General features: G+C 74.6%; 9 protein-coding genes. 3 read left to right on the top strand and 6 right to left on the bottom strand.

The genetic code is table 11. The annotated features are described in order from the left end of the window. Positions 1-248 precede the first annotated feature (248 nt). The 4 genes from ABD385_RS17330 to ABD385_RS17345 form a co-directional block, all read right to left on the bottom strand. Positions 249-710 carry a hypothetical protein gene (locus ABD385_RS17330; RefSeq protein WP_344576683.1) on the bottom strand — a complete coding sequence of 154 codons (462 nt, stop codon included), beginning with the start codon at positions 708-710 and terminating at the stop codon, positions 249-251. A gap of 157 nt (positions 711-867) precedes the next feature. Continuing rightward, positions 868-2,085 carry a helix-turn-helix domain-containing protein gene (locus tag ABD385_RS17335; protein ID WP_344576685.1) on the bottom strand — a complete coding sequence of 406 codons (1,218 nt, stop codon included), beginning with the start codon at positions 2,083-2,085 and terminating at the stop codon, positions 868-870. Between the two features lie 61 nt (positions 2,086-2,146). Further along, complete coding sequence (locus ABD385_RS17340) at positions 2,147-3,175, bottom strand: hypothetical protein (RefSeq protein ID WP_344576686.1); 1,029 nt, start codon at positions 3,173-3,175, stop codon at positions 2,147-2,149. A gap of 200 nt (positions 3,176-3,375) precedes the next feature. Continuing rightward, positions 3,376-3,846, bottom strand: coding sequence for a hypothetical protein (locus ABD385_RS17345; RefSeq protein WP_344576689.1), 471 nt, complete (start codon positions 3,844-3,846; stop codon positions 3,376-3,378). A gap of 175 nt (positions 3,847-4,021) precedes the next feature. On the opposite strand from ABD385_RS17345, the gene ABD385_RS17350 reads away from it, so the two are divergent. The 3 genes from ABD385_RS17350 to ABD385_RS17360 all read left to right on the top strand — a co-directional run bounded on the left by ABD385_RS17350 (position 4,022) and on the right by ABD385_RS17360 (position 9,609). Further along, entirely contained in the window at positions 4,022-5,710 is a 1,689-nt protein-coding gene (locus ABD385_RS17350) for a serine/threonine-protein kinase (protein ID WP_344576692.1), read from the top strand. A gap of 178 nt (positions 5,711-5,888) precedes the next feature. After that, positions 5,889-7,592 (top strand): succinic semialdehyde dehydrogenase, encoded by a 1,704-nt coding sequence (locus tag ABD385_RS17355; protein WP_344576693.1) that lies wholly within the window; start codon positions 5,889-5,891, stop codon positions 7,590-7,592. A gap of 118 nt (positions 7,593-7,710) precedes the next feature. Further along, the gene (locus ABD385_RS17360; RefSeq protein WP_344576696.1) at positions 7,711-9,609 is read left to right on the top strand and encodes a GMC oxidoreductase; all 1,899 of its coding nucleotides are present in this window, start codon (positions 7,711-7,713) and stop codon (positions 9,607-9,609) included. 53 nt (positions 9,610-9,662) lie between these two features. On the opposite strand, the gene ABD385_RS17365 is transcribed toward ABD385_RS17360, so the two are convergent. Both ABD385_RS17365 and ABD385_RS17370 read right to left on the bottom strand, forming a co-directional pair. Then, complete coding sequence (locus ABD385_RS17365; protein ID WP_344576699.1) at positions 9,663-10,739, bottom strand: LPXTG cell wall anchor domain-containing protein; 1,077 nt, start codon at positions 10,737-10,739, stop codon at positions 9,663-9,665. Positions 10,740-11,581: 842 nt separating this feature from the next. Beyond that, positions 11,582-11,902 carry a chorismate mutase gene (locus tag ABD385_RS17370; RefSeq protein WP_344576703.1) on the bottom strand — a complete coding sequence of 107 codons (321 nt, stop codon included), beginning with the start codon at positions 11,900-11,902 and terminating at the stop codon, positions 11,582-11,584. Between the last annotated feature and the right edge of the window lie 182 nt (positions 11,903-12,084).

The raw sequence follows: 12,084 nt of genomic DNA on the forward strand, positions 1-12,084 counted from the left end.
CCGTCGGGTCCCCCTCCAGAGGGCCCCGCACCCCCGCCGACCGGCGGGGGTCCTCGCCCGACCTGCGGACGATGGTGCGGGGCGGACCCCGCGGGCAGAGTGGTTCTCATGCTGCACCACTGAAGAGGCCACAAGCCCAAGAGGCGTTGCAGTTCACATCGACGGCCGTCGCGGCCCCCACACGCGGCGGACGTCCCCGGCGTGCGGGGGCGGCCCGGCGGAGACCTCTTCCAGCCGGTCGCGGGGGCCTACGAGGCCCCGTCGCTGCCGCCCTCGCCGCCGACCTTCCGTCCCGCCGGCCCGTCCGCGCGCCCGGCGCCCTCGGTCATCCCGGCCCCCTCGGTCATCTCGGCCCCCTCGGTCATCTCTGTCACCTCGACCGCCCCCGTGCCCTCGGCGCCGGCGCGGAGCCGGTACTCCGCCAGCAGGTCCCCGCGGCTCTCCGCGACCCGTACGGCGTCCCGCAGTGCCGTGCTCAGCTGCGCCGACAGGAAGCGCAGCTGCCCCGCGTCGGCCGCCGGATCGTCGAGCAACGGCTCGGCGTGCTCCAGCAGCCCGAGGCCCATCGCCAAGTGCACCTCCTCCACCTGGTCGGCATGACGGGACACGCGGCCGGCGCCCGCGCGGTCGGTGAGCAGGTAACAGGTCTGGCCGTCGGGCCCGGTCCAGGGCAACAGCCGGGCGACGGGGCGGTCGGAGGGGTGCGACACGTGGCCTGCCTTCTTGGGTGGGGGGGAGCGGCCGGGGGCCGGGGCCGTCGTCCTGACGGGCCGCCAACGCTAGGCGGCTGCGCACCGCGCGGACAGGGACGACCCGTGCCACTTCGCACCCGGGGTGGGACGCCGTGTCCCACCCCGGGGCCGGCGGCTACGCGTCGAGGTCGAGGCGCCCGGCGAGCTCCGCCAGCGGGGAGGTCCGCCGCCGTTCCCGCCCGCGGAGTTCGGACACCAGGCGGAGGCTGGTGGAGTGGTACCGCATCCACTCCGGGGCGGTCCGCTCGGCCGTGAGCAGGGCCGTCACCGCCGCGTCGTCCTGGTTCAGGTCGGCGTGGGCCAGGGCTCGGTCGACGTGGAACCGGGCGCGCCAGGTGGGCGGCAGGGCCCGCAGCTCCGGTACGGTCCGCGCGGCGCGCAGGGCCTGCGCGCCGTCCGCCATCTCCACCAGGAAGTTGACCTTCGCCACGCCCACGTTGGTGGGGCCGAACGGCGTGGCGTAGTCGATCCGGTCCGCCCCGAGGCCGGCCGCCGCCGCGCCCGTCAGCGTGAGCAACTGCCGCACGGTGTCGTGGCGCTCCCTGCGGACGGCCGCCGTCGCCGCCCGGAGCAGCAGGACGCCCCACAGGGCCAGTTCGACCGGCGGGGAGCGGAAGCCGGGCTCGACGCGCTCCGCGGTGCTGAGCGCGACCCGTTCGGCGTCCGCCAACCGCCCCTGCTTGGTCAGGACCCAGGCGAGGCAGGAGAAGCCCACCGTCTCCAGGTGCGGGTCGTCTCCCTGGGCCGCGGCCGTCCGCGCCCGTTCGAGCGCGGTGAACGCGGCATCCTCCTTGCCCAGCGCGGCCAGTGTCGTCGCGGCGATCTGGTACGCCTCGGCCAGCACGGAGCGGGCGGCGGCCGCCGTGGCACCGGTGGAGGCGTGCGCCACCGCCTTGGCATCCCGGATCAACTGCGGCAGCAGCGTGCCGATCTCCGCCATGCGGCCTTCCCGCCGGATGCGCTCTGTCGAGCGCAGGGAGGCCCGCAGCGACGCGAGGTCCGGCGGCTCCTCGGGATCGGGTTCGTCCCCGAGGAGTTCGGAAACCGGGGCGACGGCCTGACGCAGCGCCAGTACGGACGGCTGTTCGCCGTCGCTGCGCACCTCGAAGGTGGCCGGCTTGCCGACCAGCGTGGACGTCTCCACGTCCAGCGCGGCGGCCAGGGCGTTGAGGGTGCTCAGCCGGGCCGTCCGGCGCACGCCTTGTTCGAGTTTGCGCACGATGTCGACGGACAGCCCGGCCCGCTCGGCGAGCCCTTCCTGCGTCAGTCTGCGCCGCGCGCGCAGCCGGGCGATGCGCTCCCCGATGTCGGGCTCCTCGTGGAACAACTCCATGGCCACCCCCGCGAGTCGGACGTATCGACCACGCTACGCCTCTGGGCGCGCGGGCGCGGCGTCACGGTGCACGGTCGTCGGCGGCAACGTCCTCGCCCCGCCCCGCCCCCGTCCCCATCACCAACACCACCGCTGACGTCATCGTGGCCAGCTCGAACGCCGTGGTGGCCATCGAGAGCGCGCCCTCGGGGGTTTCGAAGGACTGGTTGAAGAAGTCGGTGACGGTCAGCCAGACGACCGTGCGGACGGTGAGGTACAGCTGGATCGAGGCGAAGACCAGGAGCGCGCCGCGGACGTCGCGGCGGGCGCGGAAGGCCAGGGTGCCCAGCACGAGGAAGCCCAGCACCGAGCCCAGGGTGGTGAACTCCGTTGACGCGGCCAGGTTGAGGGTGCCCAGCACCGAGCCGTCGACCGCGCCGCGGAGGTAGCGGGCGGTGTCCATCCCGGCCGTCGTCAGGTCGCGGACGGTCCAGGCGAGCCGGGCCAGGCCCATGACGAGGAAGAGGACGCCGCAGATGCGGGACAGGCGCCGGTCCCGGGCGCAGGGGGCGGGGCGCGGGGCGGCGGGGGCGGACTGCGCGCGCCGGCGCCGGCGGTGCTCGGCCGCCGGGAACATGGTGGTCAGCACGGCCACCGCCACCACCAGGCCCAGCACCCGGGTGGCCAGCGCCCACCCGCCGAGCGGGTCGGTGGCGTACTGGTCGCGGTAGGCCGCGTCGAACAGGCCGACCGCCTCGCGCAGCGAGACGGCCAGCAGGAAGCACCCGGAGAAGAGCGCGGCGCTGCGGGCCGAGCGCCGGTGGGCGACGGCGAGTGCGGCGGTCGCGAAGAACGCGGCGGCGAAGGCCCACTCGTAGGGGCCGACCAGTTGGGAGGCGGGGGAGGCGCCGGGGTTGAAGAGCCCCTCGACGAAGTCCCAGAGGGACCCGTCCCCCTGGACGATGCCGTAGACCGTCCAGGCGGTGAGCGCGGACGCGTAGAGCGTCAGGAAGAACGCGGTGGTGCGGTACGCGCCGTGGTCCTCGGGGGCGGCGCGGGACGGGGCGCCGCCCGGACGGACGTCCAGCACGTCGCCGTCCCGCATGACCATGCCCGATCCCCGTTTCCGTGCCGCTCGTCGCCGTGGCGGAGTCGTCGCCGGTGCCGCCGCTACCGCCGCCTCACTGTGTCAAGGACGGGTCCGGGGGCGGGGGAGGTTCCGCTCCGTGTGTCGCGAGTTGATCAAGATCCGTGCGGGGGCTCACGGTACGCGGTGCGCCGGGGCGCCGACCCGTACCGGACGGGCCGCGGTCACCGCAGGCGGCGGGCGGTGACCGCCACGAAGTCGCGGATGCCCCCGCGCGTGCCGTCCCGCAGGGCGTTGAAGGCGGCGAGGTCCGGCGCCCACTGGATCTCCGTCACCTCCTCCAGGACCCGTTCGACGCCGGCGAGGACGGTCGGGTCCTCGGTGACCATCTGGGCCCGGAACATGGCTTCTTGGGCCGCGGTCCGGGCCTTGCGGGACTCCTCGCCCAACTCCGCGGTGTCCTCGCCGCAGCGGCCCTCCTCGTGCCGCACGAACCAGCGGTGGACCAGGACCCGCCGGTACTCCAGGAGCGCCGCCGCGTACGCGCAGTACGCGTCCATCCGTTCCTGGCGGAGCCGTTGCGCGCGGGCGAACTGTTCGCTGCGGTCGGCGGACCGCCGTTGGAAGTGGTGGGTGACGGCGGAACCCAGCAGGGTTCCGAAGACCGCGACGACGCTCGCTATGACTGCCTCCATGACGGACAGTCGACCACACGGGAGGGAGGTTCCCGGCCCTTTTCGCCGCCGGCGCAGGTGGGGGCGGGGGGCGTGCCCTACTGGTAGTAACTAGCCGTGATCAGGGCGGTGTTGGGGCATCGGCGAGGCGGGAGCCGCCCCCGTACGCGTGGTGGTCGTGCGGCAGGATGTCGCCATGGGGATCTTCGGGGGAGAAGGCCGACTGATCGGTGCCCGCTACCGGCTGGACATCCGGCTGGGCCGCGGCGGCATGGGCACGGTCTGGCGGGCCACGGACGAACTGCTGGGCCGCCACGTGGCGGTCAAGGAACTCCACGTGGACGACCTGGCGGCGGAGCCCGCGGCGCGGGTGCAGCGCGACCGGGCGATGCGGGAGGCGCGGACGGTCGCCCAGGTCAAGCATCCGCACGTGATCGTGGTGCACGACGTGGTCGAGCAGGACGGGCGGCCGTGGATCGTGATGGAGCTGGTGGAGGGCGAGTCGCTGGCCGACCGGCTGGCGTCCGGCGGACCGCTCCCGCCGGCCGAGGCGGCCCGGATCGGCCTGGCACTGCTGGGCGCGCTGCGGGCCGCGCACGCCCGGGGCGTGCTGCACCGCGACATCAAACCGGCCAACGTACTGCTGGAGCGCGACACCCAACCGGTGGTGCTCACCGACTTCGGGATCGCCCAGGTGCCCGGCGTGACGACGTTGACCGATGCCGGCGGCTTCGTCGGCTCGCCCGAGTACACCGCCCCGGAGCGGATGTCCGGACGCGGTGCCGGCCCGGCGGCCGACCTGTGGTCCCTGGGGGTGCTGCTGTGCGCCGTCCTCAGCGGCGCGACGCCGTTCCGCCGGGACTCGACGGCCGGGGTGCTGCACGCCGTGGTCTACGAGGACGTCGAACTCCCGCCGCCCGTCGACCCGTTGGCGGACGTCGTGCGGGGCCTGTTGGAGCGCGATCCGCGGCGGCGGTTGGACGTCGACGCGACGGAGCGGCTGCTCGGCGGCGCCCCGCCGGCGGCCGGGGCCGGGACCGGCGCCCCGGGGGTCCCGGGAGCCCCCGACGTCACAGGCACCCCCGACGCCACAGGCACCCCCGGCACCCCCGGCACCCCCGCCTACGCCTCCGCCGGCCGGGCCCCGGACCCCGCCCGCCCGCAGGCCCGCCGCGCCCTGATGGTCGCCGCCGCCGTGGTCGTCCTCGCCGGGGCCGCGGCGGGCACGGCCGCCTACCTGGCCGACGGGACCGGCGCGGGCAGCACCGACGAGTCGACCGCCCCGCACCCCGGCGCCTCGGCGCAGGCCGGCGCCCCCCAGGGGAAGAAGGGGCAGCGCGCCCCCCAGGGGCCGGCGGACCCGCGGGGCAGCGCCCCGGACGGCCCCGCCCCCACGGTCACCGTCACCACGTCGATCGCCCCGGGCGGCGACGGTTCCGCACCGCCCGGATACCGGACGGTCCACGACCCGGCCGGCTTCAGCATGGCGGTCCCGACCGGCTTCACCCGCTCCTACGAGAACGACCGGGTCTACTACTACTCCGAGGGCAGGCGTTTCCGGATCGGCGTGCAGCTCCAGCAGCCGGTGCCCGAGGGCCCGATCGGCGCGATGCGCACGGCGGACGCCAAGGGGCCCACCACCTACGACGGCTACCGCGACGGGCAGGTCGTCGAGACCACCCACAACGGACACCGGGCCGGTCGCTGGGAGTTCGGCTGGGACGGCGGCGCCCAGGACGGCGACGCGCGCTACACCTACGACCTGAGCTGGAACGAGGGCGGCCGGATGATGGACGTCTGGACCTCCTCCCCGGTCGCCTCCCGGAGCGAGGCCGAGCGGCAGTTCGACACCGCGATCGCGTCCTTCCGGCTCGCCGGACGGTGACCGCCCGGCGCCCGGCCCGCCCCGTCGCGCCGCGGCCGTCGCAGGTGGTCCGTACCCGGCGCATCCCCCCAGACCAGCCACGTTGCGGCCAGCAAACGCTGGCGCGATTGTGCGCAGCCCGTGAAAACCTGTTACTCCCGGGTACACAAAGCGGTCCCGGGCGCATACGCTCGCCCGCATGACGGACTCGCAGGACACCGGTACCGCCTCCGCCACCGACGAGGCCCCCCAGGACGCCCCGCCGTCCCCCGAGGCCCCCGCCGGGGGCACCTCCGGCCCGGGCGCCGCCGAGGGCGCGGGAGGCAACCCGGTGGTGCGCGCCGCGCCCGGCACCCGCACCGCCGCCGACGTGGTCCCCCCGGAGGTGGCCGCCCGCCTCACCCGGTGCGTGGTCGGCAGCGGGAGCACCGCCAACCACACCCCGTTCACCGGGGAGAAGCTGGCGGACCTGCCCGAGTCCACCCCCGAGGACGTCGCCACCGCCTTCGAGCGGGCCCGCGCCGCGCAGGAGCGCTGGGCGAAGGTCCCGGTCCGGCAGCGCGCCGCGGTCCTGCTCCGCTTCCACGACCTGGTCCTGCGCCGCCAGGCCGAGGTCCTCGACCTGATCCAGCTGGAGACCGGCAAGGCGCGGCTGCACGCCCACGAGGAGGTGCAGGCGGTCGCCGTCGCCGCCCGCCACTACGGCCGCAAGGCCCCCGCCTACCTCCGCCCCAAGGGCCACACCGGCGTCGTGCCGACCCTGACCAAGGTCACCGAACTCCGCCAGCCGCGCGGCGTGGTGGGGCAGATAGCCCCCTGGAACTACCCCTTCGAGCTGACCGTCGGCGACGCCCTGCCGGCCTTCGTCGCCGGCAACGCCGTGGTCATGAAGCCCGACACCGAGACCGCGCTGACCGCCCTGTGGGCCCGCGAGCAGCTGATCGAGGCCGGGCTCCCGGAGGACGTCTGGCAGGTCGTGATCGGCGAGGGCCCGGTCGTCGGCCCGGAGGTCGTCAAGCACGCCGACTACGTCTCGTTCACCGGCTCCACCCGCACCGGCCGCGAGGTCGCCCAGGGCGCCGCAGCCCGGCTCGTCGGCGTCTCCCTCGAACTCGGCGGCAAGAACGCCATGGTGGTGCTGCACGACGCCGACCTCGACAAGGCCGCCGCCGGCGCCGTCCGCGGCTGCTTCTCCTCCGCGGGCCAGCTGTGCATCTCCATCGAGCGGCTCTACGTCCACGAGTCGATCGCGGACGCCTTCGTCGAGCGGTTCGCCGCCCGGACCAAGGCGATGCGGCTGGGCAACGCCCTCGCCTACGGCGCCGACATGGGCTCGCTGGTCGGCGCGCGCCAGTTGGAGACCGTCACCCGGCACGTCGAGGAGGCCGTCGCCAAGGGCGCCCGGGTGGTCGCCGGCGGCCGGCCCCGCCCCGACGTCGGCCCGCTCTTCTACGAGCCGACGATCCTCGAAGGCGTCGAGGTGCCGATGGCGGTCTGCGGTGAGGAGACCTTCGGCCCGGTCGTCTCGATCTACCGCTTCCGCGACGAGGACGAGGTGGTGACCCGCGCCAACGCCACGCCGTACGGCCTGAATTCGAGCGTCTGGACCAAGGACGGCCGGCGCGGCCGGGCGCTCGCGGCCCGCCTGCGCACCGGCACCGTCAACGTCAACGAGGCGTACGCGGCCGGCTACGGCAGCGTGCAGTCCCCGATGGGCGGGATGGGCGACTCGGGCCTGGGCCGCCGGCACGGCTCCGAGGGCATCCTGAAGTACACCGAGGCGCAGACCGTCGCCCAGCAGCGGCTGATGCCGCTGGGCCCGGCCTTCGGGATGGACGACGAGAAGTACGCGGCCTTCATGACCCGCAGCCTGCGTGTGATGAAGGCGTTCCGCCTGCGCTGAGCCGCACGACGCGGCCGTCCCGGGGGCCGGTTGGCCCCCGGGCGTGCACAGTCAGCCCCTCCGGCGTTTCAGGAGCGGGGTCCGGGGCGGCGCCCCGAACACGGATACGGAGGTACCGGTGCCACAGGAGAACTCTGCCCACCACCACGCCCCGACCGAGGAGAGCGGCAACCCCGACGCGACCGCCCCCGACGGCACCGCGGCCGACGCGACTGCCCCCGACGACGCCGGCTACGACTACGACGTCCTCGTCGTCGGCTCCGGCTTCGGCGGCGCGGTCTCGGCCCTGCGCCTGACCGAGAAGGGCTACCGCGTCGGCGTCCTCGAAGCCGGTCGGCGGTTCACCCGCGAGACCCTGCCCAAGAACTCCTGGGACCTGAAGAACTACCTGTGGGCCCCGGCGCTCGGCCTCTACGGCATCCAGCGTATCCACCTGCTGGGCAACGTGATGGTGCTGGCCGGCGCCGGCGTCGGCGGCGGCTCGCTCAACTACGCCAACACCCTCTACGTCCCGCCCAAGGCGTTCTTCGACGACCCCCAGTGGCGCGGCATCACCGACTGGCAGCAGGAGTTGACGCCGTACTACGACCAGGCCCGGCGGATGCTCGGCGTCCGGCTCAACCCGACGATGACCCCGTCCGACGTCCACCTGAAGGAGACCGCCCGGGCCATGGGCGTCGGCGACTCCTTCCACATGGCGCCGGTCGGGGTGTTCTTCGGGGACGGCAGGGACGCGGTCGCCGAGGGCACCGAAGGGGCCGCCGCCCCGGCGACGGCGCCGCCCGGCGGGGAGGTCCCCGACCCGTACTTCGGCGGCGCCGGCCCGTCCCGCCGGGCGTGCACCGAATGCGGCGAGTGCATGACCGGCTGCCGGCACGGCGCCAAGAACACCCTCAACGAGAACTACCTCCACCTCGCCGAACGGGCCGGCGCGGTGATCCACCCGATGACCTCCGTCGTCGCCGTCACCGAGGACTCCCGCGGCGGCTTCGCCGTCCGCACGCTGCCCACCGACAACAAGAAGAAGGGGGCGGGCCGGACGTTCACCGCCCGCCGGGTCGTCCTCGCCGCCGGCACCTACGGCACCCAGACCCTGCTGCACCGCATGAAGGACAGCGGTCTGCTGCCGTACCTCTCGGCCCGGCTCGGCACCCTGACCCGCACCAACTCCGAGGCCCTGGTGGGCGCCCAGACCACCGGCCGGCGCTACCAGAAGCGCCACGGCACCGACCGGGTCGACTTCACCAAGGGCGTCGCGATCACCTCGTCGATCCACCCGGACGAGAACACCCACATCGAGCCGGTCCGCTACGGCCGGGGCTCCAACTCCATGGGGAGCCTGACGATCCTCCAGGTCCCGTACCGCCCGGCCGGCCGGGTCCTGGGCTGGGCCGGCAACATGGTCCGCCACCCGGTGCTGGCGCTCCGCTCGCTCTCCAACCGCCGCTGGTCCGAGCGCACCATCATCGGCCTGGTGATGCAGTCCCTCGACAACTCCCTGACCACGTACCGCAAACCGGGCGGCCTGGGGAAGGGCCTGCTCACCGCCCGGCAGGGCCACGGCGCCCCCAACCCCAACCAGATCCCCGAGGCCACCGAGGCGGCCACCCTGCTCGCCCAGGAGATCAACGGCTTCCCGGGCAGCAACGTCGGCGAGCTGATGGGCACCCCGCTCACCGCGCACTTCCTCGGCGGTTGCCCGATCGGCGCGGACGCCGACCACGGCGTCATCGACCCCTACCACCGGCTCTACGGCCACCCGGGCATCTCGGTCGTCGACGGCGCCGCGGTCTCCGCCAACCTCGGCGTCAACCCGTCCCTGACGATCACCGCCCAGGCCGAGCGCGCCATGTCCCTGTGGCCCAACAAGGGCGAGGCGGACCCGCGCCCGGGCCCCGGGCGGCCCTACGCGCGGGTGGCGCCGGTCGCACCGCTCCGCCCGGCCGTCCCCGCCTCGGCGTTCGGCGCGCTCACCCTGCCGCTGCTGGCCGTGCCGGAGGTCCCGCCCAAGAAGTAGCCGCGGACGCGCGGGAGGGCCGCCCCAGGGGGACGGCCCCGCCCCGCGGCCCGTTACGCGGCGACGCCGCCGGTGGCCTTGCGCCGCCGGACGACGAAGATCGCCCCGGCGCCCACGGCCATCGCCACGCCGCCCACCAGGCCGATCGTCGGCAGCGCGGAGGAGGCGCCGGTCGCGGCGAGGTTGCCGGTCACCGGCAGCTTGTCCAGGCCCTCCTTGGGCTTGCCGGTGGCGACCGGCTTGGCGGTGCCCTGCGGCCCCGGCTTGTTGCCGGGCTTGCCGGGCTTGGCCGGCGGGACCTCCCCCGGCTTGCTGCCGGCCGGCAGGATCGCGAAGTCGTACCAGTGCTCCTCGGACGAGCCGCAGGACCCGTCACCGTTGTAGTAGTCGCCGGCGATCAGCGCGAACCCGTCACCGGGCGTGGCGCCCTTGTCGGCGCGGATCCGCAGCGTCAACTCGGCGGTCTGGTGCGCGTCCAGCTCGAACCAGCCGAAGTAGTCGCCGTCGGACCACTCGCCGAACGTCGTCCACCTGCCGGTCTCCGGGTCCTGGTACTCCAGGTGCAGTGCGGACTCGGGGTGGTCGCCGTCGCCCTCCAACGGCACCGCCAGGATGAACGGGTAGACCTCGTCCAGCTTCCTGTCGGTGGTGTTGCGCAGCTTGACGCCGAACCGCGACCAGTCGGCGCCGGCGACCAGCTTCGAGGGCAGCCCGGCCACGCTGACGTCGAGCGCCGCGTCGTCGAGGGTGCACACACCGTCGTCCGACGGGCCGGGGGACGGGGAGCCGGGCGCGGTCGTCGGCGGGCCCGACGGGGTGGGCCCGGGCTTGCCGGTGCTGTCCGGGGTGGCCGGGGCGGTCGGGGTGGCGCTGCTCCCGGTGCCGGTTTCGGCACCGGCGTCCTCGGCGGGCTCGGTCGCGCCGCCGGACGCGTCGTCGCCGGCGGTGGGCCCGGCCGACGGGGTCTCGTCGGCACCCTGCTCCGGGCCGGGGGTGACCGGCGTCGGCCCGGCGCTCGCGGTGGCCGCGGTGTCGGGACCGGCCGCCTGCGCGGCGGGTGCTGCCAGGAGGGCGGCGGGGGCGAGGACGGCCGTCGCGGCGACGGACGTCAGGGCACGGCGGAGCTTCATCCAGAAGACCTCTCGGGGTCCGAAGCGCCGTGGCGCGGCACTTCGTGGTGGTGCTGGCCGTCGCGGTGGGGCGCGGTATGGCCGTGCGATGTCAGGTACGTGACAGCGGATGGCCGAAAAAGGTTGTTCACTCAACCAAGAAGAGCGTCGTGATCTCTCTCACACGCGTCACAGCGTTCACACAGGCACCACATGGCCGGCGCACAGCGAAGGGCCCCGGGAAATCCTCCGCGAGGGGGGGAACGCGGAGGCCACGGGGCCCTTGGCTTTCGATGCCGGCGTCAGGGCAGCGCCGGCACCGACGGGCGGCGCTGGGGGGGGGATAGCGCCGCTGGCTCATCGGGGTGGTGCGGATTGGTGCGGGGGATGGTGCGCGGTGCGTCGTTCCCCGCCGGTATGGACCAATGGCGTGCACGGTAAAGGTCCGTACCGGAAGCGGTCGACGGTTCGTCAAGCATCGTCCTGGATGCGCCTCACCTGGCGCAACCGTTTCGACGGATGCGGTCGGTCCCGGGCGTCCCCAGGACCGACCACCCCATCGGTGTGACCGGGCTGCTGTCCCCTGCTGACCGGTCACGGCCCGGAGCGAGGTCCCACGACGCGGGCCGCTGCCAGCGGCCGGCGTCTCATCGCTCCGGCTTTCCGCCCGCGGGGCGGCGTCTACGCGTAGTCCTGCAGGCCGCGCCTGGCTGGCGTGGCACCGGGAACAACGACCCCTCTCGGGGCGCGGTCACGCGCCGTACGGGTGAGTCGGCACCCGAACTCAGATCCAGCCGGTTCCCCGCACGGAACCGGCGCTCCGGGCGATCGGAACCAGCCGCGGACGTGCGCCCGCAGCGGCCTCAGACCCGGCCCCGGGACAGTTCCAGCAGGGTCATCGCCAGCGCGGTGCCCGGGCGGCCGAGCTGCTCGCGGTAGTGGGCCAGCACCTCCATCTCGCGGGAGAGGCTCAGCCGGCGCCCGCCGGAGGCGATCCGCTCGCGCTGGATGACGGCCGAGACGGCCATCCGTTCCTGGACGAGCCCGATGATCCGGCCGTCGAGATCGTCGATCCGGCGCCGGGCGTCCCGGATCGTCCCGTCCGCCTCGGGGGTGCTGGCGCCGGTGTCCGGCACGGTGGTGGGGGCGGTCGGTGCGGTCGTCGGTGCGGTGTTGCTGGTCATGGTCGTTTTCCGTTTCTCCGAGGGGCGGATGGGCCCCGGGAGCCGCGGAAACCGCTGACGGTCCCGGACAGACACAGGCGCCCCGGACCGTTGTCGGCCCGGGGCGCCTGGGGAAGTCGCGTGTCAGTTGATCAAGCAGCGCGACCATGGCAGCCGGACGGGCCGGTGCCATAGGTAAAGGC

The sequence above is a fragment of the Streptomyces lunalinharesii genome (genome assembly GCF_039532155.1).
GTDB classification, from domain to species: Bacteria; Actinomycetota; Actinomycetes; order Streptomycetales; family Streptomycetaceae; genus Streptomyces; species Streptomyces lunalinharesii.